At 43.4% G+C, this 19,632-nt stretch carries 17 protein-coding genes; 7 read left to right on the plus strand and 10 right to left on the minus strand.

The genetic code is table 11. The annotated features are described in order from the left end of the window. Positions 1-88: 88 nt before the first annotated feature. The 7 genes from NSQ72_RS16715 to NSQ72_RS16745 form a co-directional block, all read right to left on the minus strand. Positions 89-1,507, minus strand: a complete 1,419-nt coding sequence (locus NSQ72_RS16715) for a response regulator (RefSeq protein WP_144491549.1) — start codon at positions 1,505-1,507, stop codon at positions 89-91. Further along, positions 1,501-2,943, minus strand: a complete 1,443-nt coding sequence (locus tag NSQ72_RS16720) for a sensor histidine kinase (RefSeq protein WP_039181916.1) — start codon at positions 2,941-2,943, stop codon at positions 1,501-1,503. The genes NSQ72_RS16715 and NSQ72_RS16720 overlap by 7 nt, the downstream gene beginning before the upstream one ends. Beyond that, complete coding sequence (locus NSQ72_RS16725) at positions 2,940-3,941, minus strand: sugar-binding protein (RefSeq protein WP_144491550.1); 1,002 nt, start codon at positions 3,939-3,941, stop codon at positions 2,940-2,942. Before NSQ72_RS16725 ends, NSQ72_RS16720 begins: the two co-directional genes overlap by 4 nt. A gap of 67 nt (positions 3,942-4,008) precedes the next feature. After that, the gene (locus tag NSQ72_RS16730; RefSeq protein WP_144489979.1) at positions 4,009-4,464 is read right to left on the minus strand and encodes a GNAT family N-acetyltransferase; all 456 of its coding nucleotides are present in this window, start codon (positions 4,462-4,464) and stop codon (positions 4,009-4,011) included. Positions 4,465-4,584: 120 nt separating this feature from the next. Continuing rightward, the gene (locus tag NSQ72_RS16735; RefSeq protein ID WP_212042523.1) at positions 4,585-5,184 is read right to left on the minus strand and encodes a bifunctional 4-hydroxy-2-oxoglutarate aldolase/2-dehydro-3-deoxy-phosphogluconate aldolase; all 600 of its coding nucleotides are present in this window, start codon (positions 5,182-5,184) and stop codon (positions 4,585-4,587) included. Further along, positions 5,156-6,172, minus strand: coding sequence for a sugar kinase (locus tag NSQ72_RS16740; RefSeq protein ID WP_341084707.1), 1,017 nt, complete (start codon positions 6,170-6,172; stop codon positions 5,156-5,158). Before NSQ72_RS16740 ends, NSQ72_RS16735 begins: the two co-directional genes overlap by 29 nt. 86 nt (positions 6,173-6,258) lie before the next feature. Then, positions 6,259-7,269 (minus strand): LacI family DNA-binding transcriptional regulator, encoded by a 1,011-nt coding sequence (locus tag NSQ72_RS16745; protein ID WP_039181927.1) that lies wholly within the window; start codon positions 7,267-7,269, stop codon positions 6,259-6,261. A 258-nt stretch (positions 7,270-7,527) separates the two neighbouring features. Here NSQ72_RS16745 and kduI point away from each other — a divergent pair, with 258 nt between their 5' ends. The 5 genes from kduI to NSQ72_RS16770 all read left to right on the plus strand — a co-directional run bounded on the left by kduI (position 7,528) and on the right by NSQ72_RS16770 (position 12,949). Continuing rightward, entirely contained in the window at positions 7,528-8,355 is an 828-nt protein-coding gene (gene kduI / locus NSQ72_RS16750) for a 5-dehydro-4-deoxy-D-glucuronate isomerase (protein ID WP_341084708.1), read from the plus strand. A 5-nt stretch (positions 8,356-8,360) separates the two neighbouring features. Beyond that, a complete protein-coding gene (gene kduD / locus NSQ72_RS16755; RefSeq protein WP_251181007.1) occupies positions 8,361-9,134 on the plus strand; it encodes a 2-dehydro-3-deoxy-D-gluconate 5-dehydrogenase KduD in 774 nt (257 codons plus the stop codon). A 102-nt stretch (positions 9,135-9,236) separates the two neighbouring features. Further along, the gene (locus NSQ72_RS16760) at positions 9,237-10,703 is read left to right on the plus strand and encodes a spore germination protein (RefSeq protein ID WP_106025549.1); all 1,467 of its coding nucleotides are present in this window, start codon (positions 9,237-9,239) and stop codon (positions 10,701-10,703) included. A 3-nt stretch (positions 10,704-10,706) separates the two neighbouring features. Beyond that, the gene (locus NSQ72_RS16765) at positions 10,707-11,807 is read left to right on the plus strand and encodes a GerAB/ArcD/ProY family transporter (RefSeq protein ID WP_106025548.1); all 1,101 of its coding nucleotides are present in this window, start codon (positions 10,707-10,709) and stop codon (positions 11,805-11,807) included. After that, positions 11,804-12,949 (plus strand): Ger(x)C family spore germination protein, encoded by a 1,146-nt coding sequence (locus tag NSQ72_RS16770; RefSeq protein ID WP_341084710.1) that lies wholly within the window; start codon positions 11,804-11,806, stop codon positions 12,947-12,949. Before NSQ72_RS16765 ends, NSQ72_RS16770 begins: the two co-directional genes overlap by 4 nt. A 185-nt stretch (positions 12,950-13,134) precedes the next feature. Here NSQ72_RS16770 and NSQ72_RS16775 read toward each other — a convergent pair whose 3' ends face one another. Continuing rightward, positions 13,135-14,532: a bifunctional glycosyltransferase family 2 protein/class I SAM-dependent methyltransferase gene (locus NSQ72_RS16775; protein ID WP_341084712.1), complete on the minus strand. Its 1,398-nt coding sequence runs from the start codon at positions 14,530-14,532 to the stop codon at positions 13,135-13,137. A 136-nt stretch (positions 14,533-14,668) separates the two neighbouring features. After that, entirely contained in the window at positions 14,669-16,033 is a 1,365-nt protein-coding gene (locus tag NSQ72_RS16780; RefSeq protein ID WP_144489965.1) for a sugar porter family MFS transporter, read from the minus strand. A 257-nt stretch (positions 16,034-16,290) separates the two neighbouring features. Between NSQ72_RS16780 and NSQ72_RS16785 the strand changes: the two genes are divergently transcribed. Both NSQ72_RS16785 and NSQ72_RS16790 read left to right on the plus strand, forming a co-directional pair. Beyond that, positions 16,291-17,256 carry an LCP family protein gene (locus NSQ72_RS16785; protein WP_058837502.1) on the plus strand — a complete coding sequence of 322 codons (966 nt, stop codon included), beginning with the start codon at positions 16,291-16,293 and terminating at the stop codon, positions 17,254-17,256. Positions 17,257-17,420: 164 nt separating this feature from the next. Beyond that, positions 17,421-18,302, plus strand: a complete 882-nt coding sequence (locus NSQ72_RS16790; protein WP_186307906.1) for a Cof-type HAD-IIB family hydrolase — start codon at positions 17,421-17,423, stop codon at positions 18,300-18,302. Positions 18,303-18,358: 56 nt separating this feature from the next. On the opposite strand, the gene NSQ72_RS16795 is transcribed toward NSQ72_RS16790, so the two are convergent. Next, the gene (locus NSQ72_RS16795; RefSeq protein WP_341084717.1) at positions 18,359-19,582 is read right to left on the minus strand and encodes a C40 family peptidase; all 1,224 of its coding nucleotides are present in this window, start codon (positions 19,580-19,582) and stop codon (positions 18,359-18,361) included. Positions 19,583-19,632 lie beyond the last annotated feature (50 nt).

Below are 19,632 nucleotides of genomic sequence, written 5' to 3' on the forward strand. Positions count from 1 at the left end.
CCCTATTTTGTAAGCGTTATCAAAATAAGTATAATGGCAGATCCTTGCTTTTTTTCAGGCAAACTTCTGCACTTTTTTATGAAATTCTTCATTTTTTTACGGCCTGTTTTCGATATTCCTTCGGTGAACAGCCGACCATCTTCTTAAACACACGGCTGACGTAATTAGGATCTGTATATCCTGCTTGATAGGTAATTTCTTTTAAGCTAAGCGAGCTGTCCTTGAGGAGCTTTTTGATTTTATCCAGCCGGCAGTTTGTCACATACTCTTTAAATGTCAGACCCGTCTCGTCTTTAAAACGTTTTGTGAAATAGGTTGGACTTAAATCAACATAAGCGGCTGTTTGCTCAAGTGTGATCTGTTCACAATAATGCGTTTTGATGTAACGTTTTGCCCGCTCAATGTCATTGATGGTCTGGGTTCTCGCTTCATACACGTCAAATAGGTGTTCACAGCACTGACGGCATTCAGCTGCGGTGCTGATTGTCAATATCGATAGATCTGTACGGAGACGTGATTTGAAGAGAATCAGCAGTTCCTTTACTTGTGAAATCGTCGCCCCCTCTAATTGAAAGGCATCAAATAAAGCCAGCGCATCCTCTCTTCTCCCTTCCTCGAGCGCCTGCATCATGCTATCCGCAAGGTCTGGCAGATGAATCAATGGACCGGGCTTTATGTCTGTTTGGTAAAAGCCATAACGAACAACGCTGCCACTCTTTTTTCGCTGATAATAGGAAAGCTTCGCCTCTGCTGCACTTTTCTGAAGATGAAGCGGGTTTGAGACTGGGTGCCCTATGCCAACGACAGGTGAAGGCTGACCGTTTGTCATGGCAGCTCGAATGGCTTGCAGCACCTCTGCCTTAAGCTGACCTGGTCCTTGCTGACTATAAATAAAGCATGTAAACAGTTCACCCCCCATCTGAATAGGCACCGTATGAAATTGTGCAGATTTCTGTAAATCGTTCAACAGTTGATTCCCGCCCGTCCGCTGCACCGCGATGATAAGACCTGCTTCATATTCTGAAAATAGCTGTTGAAACTCCATGGAGGTATAGGATTGACCGTTCATGATATGGACTTCAAGCCACTTTGACTGCTGATCGGCCGCTGCCGCCTGCCGCTGAGACGCCTCCTGCTTTATTTCTGCTGCTACAAATCGAATGGCTGCGATGGTTTCGTCTTTATCAGCTGGTTTGACAAGGTATTGTTTCACCCCTTCTTGCATCGCTTGCTTGGCGTAATCGAATGTATCGTAGGCTGTCAGCATAATGAATTTTGTATGAGGACTGCTTGCTTTGATCTGTTTGATCGCCGCCAGTCCATCCATGCCAGGCATCTGGATATCCATGAGCACAAGATGAATGGGCTCAGATCGCACGAATTCAACCGCCTTCTTTCCATTTTCCGCTTCTCCTGCTATATGACACTCTGGAACCCATTCGGTTAAGAACTTCCGCATCGCTAGTCGTTCTATTTTTTCATCATCGACAATCAGCACGTTCAGCATGCCGGTCCCTCCTTCATCGGAATAGCCAATTGTATGGTGGTGCCTTCGTTTGGCTTTGAATCAATTTGAAGGGCATTTTGCACCCCGTAAAACAAACGCAGTCTTGACATCACATTTCGAAGACCAATTCCTGTCGAGTGGCCTTTACTCAGGATGTTCGGATCTTCCTCTTCTTTTTCTGATAGCAATCTTCTTTTCTCCAATTCATTGATGCCCATCCCATTGTCCCGAATCCGAATCATCACATAGCCGCCTTCTTGATAGATTGAGAGCTCAACAAGTCCCTCTTCCTCCTTTGGTTCGACGCCATGAATGAAGGCATTTTCGACAAGCGGCTGTAAGGTGAGACTTGGGATATGTACAGATAAACACGACTCATCGATGGACGTTTTGCACGTAATACGGTCGGCAAATCTCGTTTCTTGTATATGAAAATACTCTTTTACCACTTTCACTTCTTGTTCCAATGTAACGGATGTACTCAGAGCAGACAGCGAATACCGCATCAGCGTGGAAACGGATTGAATCAATCTCGATGTGGCTTCCGCTGATTCTAAGTAAGCCATCCGCGAAACGATGTTTAATGTGTTAAATAAAAAATGCGGGTTCATTTGGTTTTGCAGCGTTTTTAGCTTCATGTCTTTGATTTTTTGATCCAATGCTGCCTTTTGTTTGATCTCTTCAATCATCATTTTCATCTCTTGCCGCATTCGCTGAAAGGCTTCATTTAAAACAGAAATTTCATCCTTTGAGGTGACATGCAAATTCGCTCCATCAAAATTTCCTTCTGATACTTCTTTTACGCTTCGGGACAGATGAACAATGGGTCTTGATATCCCGCCAGCAATCATATAAGCCATCCATAATGCGACCCCGATTGATAACGTAAACAGGCACAAGGTAAAGAGCGCATAGGTATGATGCCTTTTTTGAAGAGATTGATAGAGTACTTGATATTCAGATAATTCATCATCAAGCAGGGTCATCGTCTGCTCTTGTATATAGGAGGAGACGGTTCTCACTTCCTTCACACTTGCAGCATATTCTTCGATTTTCCCTTCTTTTACATGTGTCATGGTCGCATCACTTTCATTGATGAGCGTCCGTATCATATATTGATATTTTTCAATCGATGGAATCGCAGCATGAAGCCCGGCATCCTTTCGCAGCGCTTGATCGTAGGATTTCATTTTTTGTTTTGACGTAAGGTATTCTTTGGCAAACTTCCGATCCTTTTCAATGGCATAGGCATTGACTTTTTCATACATCGTTTTTGCTTCTGTCGATATATCATTGAGCAGCAGAAAAGAACGGAAGCTCCGGCTATATTCTGATGTGATTTTTGAACTGCTCCAGTAGACAAAAAAAGCGGCTACGTTGCCAAGAAGCACAAGGATTAAAAATGCCAATAACAGCTTACTTCGAATTTTTCTCATGGCTGCATCCCCTGCTTTCTGTCTGTTTGCTGAAGAGGCAGATCCCCGCGCCGGATCACACTCGTTCCCGTGTACTGAAGCGGTTCTTCTTTTTCACCTTTTTGCAAACGAACAAGCGATTCAACCGCTTGATAGCCCATTTCATAAGGATGCTGCACGACCACGGCATCAATCGTTCCATCATCAAGCGCCTGAATCGTATCAGGCAATGTGTCAAATGCAAGCACATAAAAATCAGTGGATGATTGATACTGTGCGATTGCTTGAATGATGCCTGCACCATCTAATGCACTTGTGCCATAAAATGCGGTGAGCTTCGCATGATCGTTTAATAGTTTATAAGCGGCACCTGAGGCACCTGACTTCGTAATGGCTGATTCTTCTATTCCAGCAATATGAATGCGTTTTTCAGCGGAGACGGCATCTCGAAAGCCTTTGACGCGCAGCTTTTGATGAATGGCATCCAGCCTGCCTGTGACAATTCCTACATACTGTTCACCTTTTGTATCTGCGATGAGTGCCTGCCCTGCGATAAAGCCTGAATAGTAATTGTCCGTTCCTACATACACTTGACGTTTGCTCCCTTCTGCATCCGTATCGACGGTGACGACATCAATTCCTTTTTCCCTCGCCTTCTGAAAAAGCGGTTTGTATTTTTTTGCATCAAGTCCCTGCGTCATAATGCCATCAACATGCCCAGCGATCGCCATATCAATGGTTTTCAGATGATCGTCGACATCCGCTTGCTTTGGGCCCAAATATTCTAGATACACGTGATGAACGTCTGCCGCATCAGCAGCTCCTTTTTGTACAAGCTGCCAATATTCGTTATCAAGTTCCTCCGGTACAAGGACAAAATGGTATTGATATGTTGACGCTGTTTTATCGGAAGCGCTTTCAATTTTAAATAAATCTTGACCTAATAACGTTAAAAAAATGACAGATACCGCACAAAATGTGAGAAATGCGCTCATTCCAATCCACTTAGATAATTTCACCTTGTCCTCCTCCTTTCACTATTTCAGCATAAAAAAAGAGCTGCTTATAAGCATACTCTCTCGACCTCTATAATTCCTTTGTCATAAATAAACTGTTTGGATCTTCTTGATATGTACCAAAAGGCGGGCCATACTGAAACCCAGCGCTTTCATATAGTTTTCTTGCTGGTTCAAAGAAAGCCATTGCCCCTGTCTCTAAGCTGACACGTGTATACCCGCGCCGTTTTGCCTCTTGGAGAAGATGATTCAGCATATACCTCGCTACACCTTTCCGCATATGGAGGGCTGCAGTTCTCATCGATTTGATTTCCCCATGTTCACTTGACAGCTCCTTTAACGCTCCGCAGCCAAGAAGCTCCTCTCCATCTCGCACACTCCACACGGTGACATCTTGTTTTTTTAAATCAGTTAATGGAAGGGCATGAATGCTTTCGGGCGGCGAATGCTCCTTCATTTCTTCTATATGTGCAGTAATCAGCTGATCAATTCGTCCATCCGTAAGTTCATCTTGTAGAATATACATTTCCATCACTCCTTCACGATCATTGTACGTGAAGAGTTGAATGGTTATCTGCTGTTATGTGAGATAAACGAACAAACAACTGGCATCTACAAGCCAATTGTTTGTTCGTTTTACAAGTATTTATGAGGAAAGAACGGCTTGTAATTCCTCTGCTGTACTGTTTTCAAGCTGACTTCCGACACCGACAGCCACCGCGCCTGCTTGAAGCCACTTCGGAACATCAGCTGGATGAATGCCACCCGTAGGAATAAATTCAATCTCTGGAAATGGACCTTGCAGGTTTTTCATATAGGATAAACCGAAGGAGCCGCTTGGAAAAAGCTTGAGCAAGCTGTAGCCATCTGCTTTCGCCTGCATGATTTCACTTGGGGTGAGAACCCCTGGTACATAGAGTGTGTCGTAAAATGAGAGATGTTCTCCAATCATAGGAAGATACCCTGGGCTGACGATAAACTGTGAGCCTGCCTCAATGGCTGATTGTGCCTGCTCCAATGTCGTAATCGTTCCCGCTCCTACTATGAGGTCTTGTTCATGCTGAAAGGATGCGATAATGCGTTCAGCATTTGGCGTGGTATACGTCACTTCAATGGCACGGACCCCTTTTTTCTTTAAACGCTCAATCATTTCAATGCCTTCTGTTTCACTACCCGCTCTCACCACTGCGATCAATTTACAAGACGCGAGCTGCTTTTTAACGTTCAAACTTGCTGACTTTCCCATATCTCTCATCCCCTTTCATGTAATCCCGCCTTTGATATCGTTTGGCTTCTTTCATAAAAGATTGAAGCTCCTCCCGAGTAGGCAGTCCATCCTTATCGCCAGGAGACATCACTGCAAGTGCCCCAACCGCATTACCTCTTGTCACGGATTTTTCATTTGATAAGCCGTCAAGTAAGCCGCTGATGACCCCCACTGCAAATCCATCACCAGCTCCGACTGTATCTACGACATCCTGCACATAAAATCCATTCACCATTCCTTGTCCGGCTGCACTTTTATAAAAGGCACCTTCTGCCCCTAGCTTAATGACCACTAGCTTGACGCCTTTTTGCAAATAAACATCTGCAATTTCTTCTGGCTCGTGACAACCCGTGAGCCTTTGCCCTTCTGCAAGCCCTGGAAAAAACCAATCCACTTGCGAGGCGATTTGATTCACCGTCTGAATCATGTCCTCCTCCTCTTCCCATAGCTGAAGCCGAAGATTTGGATCAAATGAAATGGTTTTGCCCGCTGCTTTCATTTCTTGAAGGGCACGAAGAGAAAACGCTCTCATTTCACTGGATAAGGCAGGCGGAATACCAGTCATATGAAGGTGGCCTGCCTGTTTGAAATAGGTGGCGGGAAAGTCGCTTGGACTCATTGTGCTCGCAGCAGAGCCTTTCCGATAATACGTGACGTCAGGGTCTCCATCGATCACTTTTGATTTAAGTAAGATGCCCGTTTGAGACCCATCATTTGAACGGAGCACTGCACTTGTATCGACCCCTTCTTTTTGAAGCTCTTCTAAAATAAATGTACCAAGTGAATCTGCTCCGACTTTGCTCATCCAGCCCACATGAAAGCCCAGCCTCGCCAAACCGACAGCCACGTTACTTTCTGCACCAGCAAGCGCCTTTTGGAATGTATGCACTTGATGAAGCTCCCCAACTTCCTTTGCATAAAACATCGCCATTGATTCCCCAAATGTGACCGCATCCAATGCTTTCACTCATTTCTCCCCTTTCTTGGTACCGGTTTCAAATCAGTTGAAAAAGAGAGAGCATGCACGTCTGTATACTCTTCTCTGCCTATCATTTATAAAGATTTCCTTACAATGATTTCACCATCAAGCTGAATCGTTTGGGGCGCACTTTCATCCCCTTCAAGCCGTGTCTTGATTTTTTGCATGGCTGCTTTCCCCATTTCATGAGAAGGCTGGGCAACTGTAGTGATTCCAGGTCCAATCAGCTTATACCATTCTGTATCATCAAACCCTGCAATGCCGATCTCATCAGGAATCTTCATCCCAAGCTCTACAAGTTCACTAATCAGCTTCAGCATGAGTAATCCATTGCCTGCTAAAATCGCTTTTTTCTGTTCGTTTGATTGTAGAAAACGGACAATCTCTTCGCGCATTTGTTCCTTTTGCTTTAAATCAATTTCTGCAATGATTGGCTTCTTATGTTTACTCAAAGCTGTCTGTTCATATGCTTCCTTTCGTTCTTCACGAGGACTGATTCCATCGACGGGCTCAGTAAAGAATGCGATGTGATCATAGCCTTTCTCATACATTTGTTGAAGCAGCCGGATTGTGATATCACGGTTGTTCGTGGTCACTGTGTCGACTTTTAGTTCAGGCAATTTCCGGTCCACAAGAACAATCGGCACACCGTTTTTCTTAAACTCCTCCAGAATGTCATTGTTCTGTCCTGTTGTATTGATGATGAGCCCTTCAATATAATGTGCATTCAGCTTAAGGAGCATTTCCCGTTCTTTTTCTGGACGATTATCTGTGTTGCACACCATGATACTGTATCCATATTCATCACAAATCTCTTCAACTCCGCGAAGTGTTGCCACAGAGAATGGATTCGTAATGTCGGCTACAATAAACCCAATGACCTTGCTTTTTCTGACTTTTAGTCCTTGAGCAAGCTGACTCGGGCGATAGTGGAGTTCCTCAATGGCTTTCTTGATTTTTTTTACCTTTTCTGAAGAAATTTCATTTGTTCTGCCATTGATATATCTGGATACAGTTGATTTTGAGACCCCTGCATAAGCTGCTACTTCATTAATGGTCACTTTCGTTTGCTTTTTCTCTTTCATTCAAAAAACTCCCACAATTGATCTTCTCATTTGGTTCGAAACCGATTTCAAATAAACTTAAAAAGAGCATATCATAATTGATGGCATTTCAGAAGATTTTTTTGCATGAAGATGGCAAAAATTTGTCTAATTAGAGAAAAAGAAAGCGATTTCAAAATAACGGTTGACGGCACTCTCTTTTTCCTCTAGAATTTCCCTTGAAACCGATACCAAATAAATATCAATATTTGTTTCAGATGGAAAGGGAGGCTTATCCAAATGGAAAATCGTTATGCTGTACATCCTGAACAGGTCAAACGTTTTACAACAGAGGAACTTCGTCGTCATTTTCATATTCCTACGCTATTTGTCAATGGTGAATTAAAGCTCTATTACTCTCATGAGGACCGTGTGGTGATTGGCGGAGCCATGCCGGCGGCAGAGCCGATCACACTAGATGCTGGGGACTTTTTACGGACGGAGTATTTTCTTGAAAGACGTGAAATCGGGATTGTGAATGTCGGCGGACAAGGAACGGTCACTGTTGATGGTGAGGCCTTTGTGCTGGAGCATAAAGATTTCTTATATATTGGTCTTGGTCACGAAGATGTACAGTTTGCTAGTTCATCAGGAGAGCAGGCCAAGTTCTATCTAGTTTCAGCCACGGCTCATAGAGCGTACCCTACGCAAAAAGCAGCCATCGCTGAATTAACACCAAACCACTTAGGGGAAGCAGCTGCCTCCAACGTACGAAACCTGTATCAAGTCATCCATGCAGACGGCATCCAAAGCTGTCAGCTCATGATGGGAATCACTCAACTGGAAACCAATAACACGTGGAACACGATGCCTGCACATATTCACGATCGCCGGATGGAAGTATACTTATACCTTGATATCGAAGAGGATGCACGCGTCTTTCATTTTATGGGGGAGCCAACTGAAACAAGACATCTTGTTGTGGCAAATGAGGAAGCAGTCATTTCACCTGCCTGGTCCATCCATTCAGGCTCAGGCACAGCGAATTATTCATTTATTTGGGCAATGGCGGGCGAAAACTATACGTTCAAAGATATGGACTTTGTCCCAATGGATCAGTTGAGGTAACAAGGATGATGACAACATCATATGCAGCGTCCCTCTTTTCCCTTGAAGGAAAAACAGCCCTTGTGACAGGTCCTGGAACCGGCATTGGGCAAGGCATTGCCGTGGCGCTTGCCCAATCAGGTGCAGATATCATCGGCACTTATCACCACACACCGCTTGAAGAAACAAAGGCACTTGTCGAACAGGCAGGCCGATCATTTCATGCGGTTCAGGTTGACTTTTCCGATCCTCAAACTGCAAAACAGGATGTCGACGCCATATTAAAGAAGCACACGATTGATATTTTAATCAATAATGCTGGAACGATTAAAAGAGAGCAAGCGGCTCACTATTCAGAGGAAGATTGGCATACGGTCATGGATGTGAATATCAACAGTCTTTTTTTCCTCACGCAAAAGGTTGGACAGCAAATGCTGAAAAACGGGCAAGGGAAAATTGTCAATATCGCCTCCCTTCTATCGTTTCAAGGTGGCGTCTTTGTCCCCGCCTATACAGCAAGCAAGCATGCTGTCGCAGGGCTGACGAAAGCTTTTGCCAACGAATGGGCGAGCCAGCATATTCAAGTGAATGCGATTGCGCCTGGGTATATTGCGACCAATAACACACAAGCCATTCGGGACGATGAAAATCGAAATGAAGAGATTCTCAAACGAATTCCCGCCGGGCGCTGGGGAAAACCTGAGGATCTAGCAGGTGCTGCTGTTTTCCTTAGTTCACCAGCTTCTGATTATATGAACGGTCATATTTTAGCCGTTGATGGCGGCTGGCTTGCAAGATAAAAAGACGAGAGAATTCCTATCCGGGATTCTCTTTTTTCTACTTGTATAATTCTCCACCTTCCGAGTCACTCTATAAAAAACATGTGATGAGGGTGAGGTATTATGAAAAGTCGTATTGAACAAGATATAGCGTCCGTCATTAAGCGTGTCAAAAGCTTTGCCGGAAGAAGTGATGATATCGTGTTCCACTCTTTTTCATTTGGTCCTTCCACTATGTCTGCATGTCTCGTGTACATTGAAGGACTCACAGAATTTGAGATGCTTTCTAAGCAAATCATTTCACCAATGCAAAAGGAACTGGACCTCACTGAGGTTGATTCTACTACACTTCCCTCCCTTTCAAAAACGTTCTTTGGCATTCAAAGTGATGTGCTGGATGATATGAACCTTGCCATCGAGCAGTTATATAGCGGCAGGGCTATTTTATTTGTAGATGGAGCGGCTCAAGCACTTGCACTCCATACAAATCTTTTTCAATTTAGGGAAGTAGAAGAGCCGCAATCTGAAGTTCTTGTAAGAGGACCACGGATCGGATTTATTGAGAATCTTGAAAAAAACACGGCTTTACTCCGTGAACGGGCAAACGACCCAAATCTTGTGATTCAAAAGGTGAGTATCGGTACTCGCAATAAAAAATCCGCTGCTCTTGTGTATGTTCGTGATATTGCTGATCCTAAACTAGTAGAAGATGTTCTATCACGCATGGCCGAAATCAAAATGGATGACATCCCTGAAACCGGCTATATTGAACAGTTGATTGAGGACAGTCACATCTCTATTTTCCCACAGATTCAAAACACAGAACGTCCTGACCGGGTGATTGCATCTGTGCTTGAAGGCAAAGTCTCGATTTTGCTCGATGGGACTCCTTTTGCCCTCATTTTACCAATGACACTTACAGCTTTGATGCAATCACCAGAGGATTATTATCAGAGGTGGACAAGCGCGACTCTTTTGCGTTTACTTCGTTATATTGCCGTGCTGCTCACGATTTTTTTACCCGGGCTTTACATTGCACTTGTCTCTTATCATCCCGGTTTATTACCGACAAGAATGGCACTCACCATCGCAGGCAGCCGGCAGAATGTTCCCTTCCCTCCTGTTGTCGAAGCCATTCTCATGTCTTTTACGATAGAGCTGCTGCGGGAAGCTGGACTACGGCTTCCAAGAGCCATCGGACAGACAATTGGGCTCATTGGCGGGGTTATTATTGGTCAGGCAGCTGTCCAAGCCAATATTGTCAGTGCCTTAATGGTGATTATTGTGTCGCTGACCGCACTGGCTGACTTCACGGCACCGTCATATGACTTTAGTTTCCCACTGCGTATTTTGCGGTTTATGGCCATTTTTAGTTCGGCATTGTTTGGATTATACGGTTTAATCATGTGTTATTTATTTGTGCTTTGTCACTTGATGCAGTTAAAGACCTTTGGTTTTGACTATTTCACACCTGTGTTGTCTTCACCGTTTTCAGATTTAAAGGATACGTACGTTCGTTTACCAATCGGGCTATTTAAATCCAGACCAAAAACAGCAAAAATAAAAAACCTCAGAAGACAAGGAGATTAAACGATGTACAGACCTGAAAAGCTATCATTGTTACAAGTCACCATTCTGTGCAGTTCTACAATGATAGGCGCTGGAATTTTAACCATTCCACGCAGTTCTGCCAATTCAGGATTCCCTGATGGCTGGATCATTGTATTATTACAGGGCGTCATCTTTGCTTTCGTTGCTTTTTTGTTGGGCTGGATTGCCGAAAAGAATGCACCAGACACCATTTTCGAGTCAAATACAAAAGGAGCAGGCGCATTCTTTGGCACAATCTTTAATTTAATGCTGATCGCCTATTTATTAGGCATTGTCGGCTTTGAGGCGCGTGTCCTTGGGGAAGTGGTTCAGTTTTTCCTGCTGCAATCGACTCCCATGACCGTGATTGTGATGATTTTTTTACTCGTTGCGATCTATCATTTGAAAAGCGGTATCTTTCCAGTCGTCAAAATGGTGACCTATATTTATCCGATCACCATGGTCATTTACATAGCGCTCATGCTGTTTTGTTTAAAAATATTTGATTTTGATTATTTGCGCCCTGTGATGGCGCATGGTTTTAAAGATTTTAGTAACCTTTTCTCTCAAACCTTTATTCAATTTACAGGGTTTGAAGTGATTTTGTTTGTTGTCCCGCTCATTTATAAAGACAAATGGTCTAAGGCAAAATGGGCGGCTGCGATCGGGGTTGGAATTACTTCTCTTGTATATTCCCTCACGCTCTTTATAGTGATTGGCTCCATGACCGTTGGTGAAACGAAATCTCTCACTTGGCCAACAGTTTCCCTCATTCAAGCGCTTGAACTTGAAGGAGTGTTTATCGAACGATTTGATATTTTCTTACTGACGATCTGGACGTGCCAGCAGTTCATTTGTATGCTGGGCTTTTTCCAGTTTGCGATTAAAGGCTGCTTCACTGTTTTTAAAACAACCAATATAACGAGACTGTTATGGCTGTTATTTTTGATTACATCAGCACTCTCACTTTTCCCTAGAAATATCAATGAAGTCTTTTACTACTCAACTTTACTCGGCTACGCATTGTTTGCGGTTTTAGCCATTCCTTTTATTACTGCTATCCTGCTGATGATACGTAAAAAATGGGGAGGTCGTTCTACATGAGAGGCAGGCGTATACTGTTATTCTTTTTTTCCTGCTGTCTTTTCCTTCTATCAGCAGGCTGCTGGGACTTAAAGGATATTGAAAAACTATCGTTTGTACGCGGTGTTGGTATTGATGAGGATGATGACAATGGAGTTAAGCTGACCTACCAAAACCTTGTACCGAAAACAAGCGGAACACAAGAGGCCGATTCTCCCGGCTATGTGAATGTTGTCTCAAAGGGAAAAAATGTGCTTGAGGCTGTCAGTAATGTCGCCTTGAAGGACCCGCCGATCTATAGTGATCACCTAAAAATCTTCTTGTTCGGCAAAACCCAGGCGGAGCATCACGATATTCAAGGAACACTTAATCATTTCATTCGAGATGATGAGGTTCGGCGCAGCAGCTATCTCCTCGTGTCACGAGGAGATGCGTCAAAAGTCATCAATCAAAAGTTAAAGTCTCAACAGAAGGTACCGGTTGAGCATATCTTTGAAACATCCAAAAACCGAAGCTTTAACGGAAAGATCGCACCACCAACACGTATTGGCCGGTCGTCTGATTACTTTCAGATGGGCGTTAGCTTCCTCGTACAAAGTGTAGATGTGATCGACAGTGAAATTATTTATGATGGGGCAGGAATCATACATGGGAAAACGCGTAAACTGATTGATTTTATTCCAGCAAAAGATGTCCAATCTTTAAACTGGGTAATGGGCCGTATCACTGGCGGCGTTGTACCTGCCACCTACAAAGGTTATCCGATCACGTATGAAATAAAAAAAGCAAAAACCAAGGTCAAGCCCTATCTGAAAGACGGAAAGGTATCCTTTAAAATTAGCATACAAACAAATGGAAAATTGTCTGAGGATCAATATCCTCCTGAAAACTCATTCGATGAGCAGTACATTAAACGTTTTGAGCGTATCTTTGCTCATAAAATTAAAGAACGCATTCAAAAAGCAGTAAATCATGTGCAAAAAGAAGTCGGCGTTGATCCCATATTTTTAAACCAGCAGTTCCGTATGAAATATCCCGACTATTGGGATCAGCACGGTACCGAGTGGGATAGGCTATTCCAAGAAGCAGCCATCGATTACGATGTCAAAGTCAGCATTTTGAACTTTGGTGCAGAAGGCGCAACAAAAAGCTTTAAATGGTAATGCCAAAAGGCGGTATCCCAATGGGGAGCCGCCCTCATACTGTTGACAAAGGGCTAAAATGATCTTGATTTTAGCCCTTTGTCTTCTTTTCAGCGTGATAGAAAACCTTTGCAGCCCTAGGAAGGACGAGCACCGGAGCGCTGACCTGACACCGAATGCGAGGGTTTGGCTACACGCTGAAGCGGTTATCCCGGTGGGGAGCCGCCTTTTTTACGTACGACAATGAGAAGCTGATACAAAGTCACTTGGTCAGACAACGATTTTGTTTGAAAGCCAAGTGATGCTCCTATTCTTGCCACCTCATCAAAAAACAATTGAACGTTTTGATCAATCTGTACATTGACCCGCTGCTCGATCACACGTTCAAACAATTGGTCTGGGAAAAGCGCACGCATGGTGTTTGGTGTGAAGAACCGCATATGGGTTCGATCTAAAATTCCTACATCTTGATACGTAAAGTCCCCTGTCATCAAAGGAAGAAGCACCTCTGCATGCATCATGTTAGGCAGGCAGCAAATGATGACACCGCCTGGCTTTAAAGATGCGTGCGCTTGTTCAATGATGTGCCAAGGGTCTGACACATGCTCTAAAACATCTGAAAAAATGACCGCATCAAAAAAGGCCTCTTTCTCTGACCATGGGTATTCATCCACATTTGCCTCAATCACTTCTTCGTAATACGCCTTTGCGACCGCTGCTTTTAATGCATCCTCCTCTACCCCGTACATGGTTACAGACTGCCGGTTCATCAATTCAAGCCCGGTTGCCCCTGCGCCGCATCCAACATCCAGCACACATGCAGCTTCCTCAGGGAGCAATTCCGTAAAATACGGATGAGGGGTGATCAAATTTAGATCTATGCCCCACTTATCTAAAAATCGAAGTCTGTTCTCAGTAAACAGTGTAGAGATGTTCGTTTCTTGATTGGCATTGAAGGTAGCATGACCATGATGATGCACAAAGGAATCATGCACAATTTGCAGCTGATACCCTTGCAGTAATGAACGTAAGCAAAGATCGTCATCCTCAAATGATCCATATACAAACCGCTCATCAAATAACCCCACATCCTCGATCAGCTTTCTTTTCACTAGCAAGCAAAACCCTACAAGCCGGTGCACATAAGTTCTCTGACCTTTTCTCTTAGACGTATATTCCTTAGCAAAGGCTGGGAGCTCCTTCACATCTGTATACGACGGCTGAACCATCTGAGGGCCGCTCACATAATTGGAGACTGGCCCCACCATCCCAATCTGTTCTGATGCGAATAGCGCCTCTTTTAATGGAGGAAGCCAATTTTCCGTCACGATCGTGTCATTATTTAAAAAGAGAATGCTGTCTCCTGAAGCTTCTTTTGCCCCTTGATTACATCCCTTTGCAAAGCCTTCATTCTTTTCATTATCAATGAAAATCACATCATCCAGCTCTCTTACATATTCCTTCGTGCCGTCAGTTGACGCATTATCAACGATGATGAGTTCATATTGGTCGCTGCTCGTATGCTGTTTAATGCTTTGGATACATGTTTTCGTTAAATGCAGTTCGTTGTACGTCAGCATGACAATGCTTGTTTTCCCTTTCATCTCATTTCCACCTTTCGCCCGCCTGTTCCATATGTATGTCATATGGAGCACGTTCAGAAGATGAGGGAATGTCCTTTCTTGATTAAACGTTTGTTTAACATAGAAAAACCAGCTGCATACGGCAGCTGGTCATTGTTCACACTGTTTTCCCTTCGTCACCTGCGACGGCACGATTTCTCTTTTTTAAATCTTCTTCAATTTCTTCAAGACTTTTCCCCTTCGTTTCGGTCACCAAGTACCTCACAAATAAGAAGGCGCCTACACCGATGACCGCATAGATGAGGAAGAGATTACTGATACCAATCGCGCTTAATAAAGCTGGGAATGTAAGCGAGATGATTAAATTTCCTGTATGAAGAAGGAAAGTTGAAACGCCTGTACCGATTCCTCGGACATGTACCGGGAACAGCTCAGGAAGCATTACCCAAACGACTGGCCCCCAGCTGACAGCAAAGATGACGATAAAGAGACCTAAACAAATAACGGTTGTCCATCCTGCAGCTGTTGACCCTTCGAAAAATCGGTTGACCACTGACAGGACAATTAAACTAAGGACCATTCCTGCATTCCCAAATAGGAGCAGCGCTTTCCTCCCTACACGGTCAATGATTTTGATGGCAACAAACGTCATGATGACATTCACTGCACCAATTCCGACAGTTCCTAAAATCGCCGCAGAATTCCCAAAGCCAACACTTGTGAATGTTTTTGGTGCATAGTAGATGATCGTATTTGTACCGATAAACTGCTGCAGAAAGGCTAAGCCGACACCGGCAATCAATGCTGGGCGTACCCATGGCTCAAATAATTCCTTAAAACCGCCTTTTTCTTCACTTTCCGCCTTTTGAATATCCGAAATTTCTTCTTCCACTTCTTGCTTACTTTTTCTGAGTTTAGATAATATCTCCTTCGCACGATCAGCCTGTCCGTGGACAAACAGCCAGCGGGGACTTTCCGGCATAAACAAAATCCCACATAACAAAAGAACAGAAGGAACAACCGCAATTCCAAGCATCAAGCGCCATGCCTCTGCATCCGCTAAAGCGTAGTTCACAATATAGGCTAGAAGAATACCAAATGTGATCATGAGTTGGTTTAATGAGGATAGTGCCCCCCGTGATTCCTTTGGCGCAAGTTCAGATAAATATAATGGAACAATCGTTGTCGAGCACCCGACAGCGAGCCCTAGTACAATTCGGAATAAAACCATCACTTCCGTATTCGGGGCAAGAGCTGTACCAAATCCGCCGATAATAAACAAAATCGCTGCGGCGATGATGGCTTTTTTCCGCCCAAATTGGTCTGTCAGCTTTCCAGAAAGAGAGGAACCGAGCATCGCCCCTATTAAAATCGAGCTGACGACAAGCCCCTCTGTAAACGCATTTAAACCTAAATCCTCTTTCATAAATAAGATGGCGCCAGAGATGACACCTGTATCATAGCCATATAAAGCACCGCCAAGGGCGCCGAAGAAATAAAGCCATCCATTCCGATTTTTCATGTTCATAACCCCACTTTTGTCTCTGTACTCTATGAAAAATCATTTTCCTCACTTCCTGTCATTTCAAACATTTCGATGTTTTATGACAAATATATTTCATTTGTATATCTTTGAAACTTTTTACGAGAAGGATACGTCAATTAAGCGTTAGTGAAAAAAATGTCGCACTATATCCCGTTTTAAGGTATATTTGTTTTAGTTTGTAAGCATAAAGAAGGACATCTTTACTATAAAATCATAGCGAGGGTTTAAAATATATGGATCAATCACGAAGTAAGCGCAAAGGGAAAAAGCGTTTAAAACCATGGGTGAAAGTCACTCTTTTTATATTTGGTATTCTTTTACTGACGACCGCTTCTGTTACTGGCTACGCCTACTACAAAGTAACAAATGCTGCCAAAAAGGCTCAAGTATCTCTTGATCGCGGCGCACAATCTGTGAAACGGATTGAAGCATTCGATCCAGGAAAAGACAGCTTTTCTGTCTTGCTGCTTGGAATTGATAGCAGACCGGGCGAAACAGTGAAACAAGCACGAAGTGACGCAATGGTGTTGGCAACCATTAACCGCACAAATAAAACCGTTAAATTATTAAGCATTCCTAGGGACTCATACGTTAATATTCCAGGCCACGGTTTTGATAAAATTACTCACGCACACGCATTTGGCGGTGCAGATTTAACAGTGAGTACAGTTGAAGATTTACTAGATATTCCGGTCGATTTTGTCATCCAAAGTAATTTTGTAGCATTTAAAGAAATCGTCAATGAATTAAACGGTGTGTCTATTAACATCAAGGATGATTACCTTGTGAAACAGATTAAAAAAGATACAAAAGGCAAAGTTGTGCTTCAAACTGGAACTCATACACTAGATGGGGATCAAGCGCTCGCATATGTGAGAACAAGAAAAGCAGATAGTGATTTAATGCGTGGACAGCGTCAAATGGAAGTGTTAAAAGCCATTTTTGATAAATCAAAATCATTAACATCTATCCCGTCATACGACAATATCATTGATACACTCGGCGATAATGTGTCAACCACCCTTTCTATGAAGGAGTTAGTCGGTCTTTTCCCGCTTCTGACTTCATTGAAATCGGTTGATACCATCCAGCTTAAAGGATCTGATTACCAGCCAAACGGGGTTTATTATTACCAATTGGATCAAAACCAGCTGAACGAAGTGAAGACTGAATTGAAGAAGCAGCTTGAATTATCATAAATAGAAGCGTCCCTTTGGGGCGCTTTTTCTTATTTCCTTGATCATTCGCTCATTTTTGTTTAGCCTTGATAGTGAGGAAACAACCATCCTTTTTTTATGAGAATGAAGGAAATCGTACATACTTTGAAGAGGCTATTGCATGAATGAAGGAGGATTTGACAGCGATGAGAAAAATGATTGCGATTGATCTAGACGGTACACTTTTAAATACAAAAAGTGAAATATCCGCTCAAAACCGAGAGGCATTGATTCGTGCGAAGGAAGCTGGATATATTGTGACCATCTGTACAGGACGGGCAACTTTTGATGTAAAGGAGCTGCTTGGCGATTTGGACATCCCCATTATTGCGGCAAACGGCGGGACTGTCCATACAGAAGGATACGAGCTCTTCAGCCGAATCACATTGGACCAAGAAGCGGGCAAGCGGGCTGCTAAGGCATTAGTGGAACGAAACATTTACTTTGAAGTCTATACAGACGATGCTCTCCTCTCCCCTTACGATGGAAAAGAGAAGCTGAAAGCAGAATTCGATCTGATCGAAAGCGCAAACCCAAATGAGGATCTCGCTGATCTATGGGAAGGAGCCATGACCCAATTTAAACAATTTGGCATCAAACCAGTAGATGATATCCGTCAGATTTTTGAGTCGAATGAACCGACCTATAAATTACTCTGCTTCTCGTTTGATATGAACAAACTGACCGAAGCACGAAATCTTCTGGCAGACATGCCCGAGCTTTCATTGACCTCGTCTGGAAAACATATTATTGAGGTGCTGCCAAAAGAGTCTGGAAAAGGACATGCCCTGAAAAAACTCGCAGCCCATTATGGTGTAGACCGCTCACATATTTATGCAATTGGTGACAGCCCAAACGACCTTTCTATGTTCGAAGAAGCAGGTCACCGCATTGCAATGGGGAATGCGGTTGATGTCATTAAAGAAAAGAGCACTTACATCACAAAAGGGAATCATGAAGATGGTGTCGCTTATTTTATTGATCTTCTTTTACAAAATCAATTCCATGAAAAAAAGACGCTTGTCTGATCAGCGCCTATAGAGAAGTCGAGAAGTCCGATCCAAGTATTGATCGGGCTTTTTCTTTATTTTTTGATTCTAACAGCCGTTTCATATTTGTCCTTCCAGTACGTACTTGTTTTCATATTGGTTAAGACAACACCGTTTGAGACAGTCACATGAATGACTTGATTTGATCCTGCATAAATTGCCGGCATCAATGATGTCCCGCTGAAGAAGACAAGATCTCCCGGCTGAAGCTCAGAACGTTTCACAGGCGCACCTGCTTTGAGTTGACCTGATGCATAGCGGGGCAGCTCAATGCCAAGCACTTCTTGATACACGTACTGCGTAAACCCTGCTGTATCAAATCCTTGTTTTGGGTTCGTACCGCCTTTGACATAAGGGACTTCGCCAATATACGTAGCAGCTTTTGATACGATAGGGTCCTCTTTTGAAAGCTCCAGATCTGTTAATCGTTTCGCACCTGTCCATTTTTCCCGCCAATACGATTCAGACAAATAAGAAATTGTCACACTTTCAGAACGGCTCGCATGAATAAAGCGGTCGCCTCCAATATACATACCTACATGAGAAATTCCGGGTTTATATGTGTTGCTAAAAAAGACAAAATCCCCAGGGCGAATATCGTCTAATGCCACTTTTTCTCCAACAGCCCACTGCTGTTCAGCACTTCGAGGTAAATAAATTCCAAGTGATTTTTCAAATAAATACTGTAAAAATCCTGAGCAGTCGAATCCAGTCTTTGGATCGGTTCCTCCAAATACATAAGGAATACCTAAATAGGTCATCGCATCTTTCACAAGAGGGTCATCAGAAATGTCTTGTGTGCCGGGCAAGCGTTTGACCGCATAAAATCGATCAGTCCAATATTTGCTTTTGCTGACATCCGTTTTCACCACACCTTGACTAAGCGTGATATGGATGACCTGATCGTTCCCCGCGTACAACGCCACATGTGTTGGGATATCCTTCGTTTCTTCAAGACTTCGGAAATACACAAGGTCACCGGGCTGCGCCTTATCCCATGATACCTTTTTTCCAATCTGATATTGGTCAATTACCTTCCGCGGCAAATCAAATGTTTCGGATGTCTTGTACACATATTGAATAAACCCAGATGCATCAAAGCCCGTTTTTGGATCGGTTCCTCCTTTATGATAAGGTGTTCCAATCAGCTTTTCCGCTTGCTCCAAAAGAGATGGTGTTTGAGCAGATACCGCTGGTTGAGACATGAACATCAGCCCTACAAGCGCACACCCTCCGATCAACATTCCTTTCCATTTCATGATCCTTTCCCTCCTATCTTCTATAGTTTCGGCATGACACCATTCATTTT

The sequence above is a fragment of the Bacillus sp. FSL R5-0659 genome, assembly GCF_038008785.1.
Taxonomy (GTDB): domain Bacteria; phylum Bacillota; class Bacilli; order Bacillales; family Bacillaceae; genus Bacillus; species Bacillus safensis.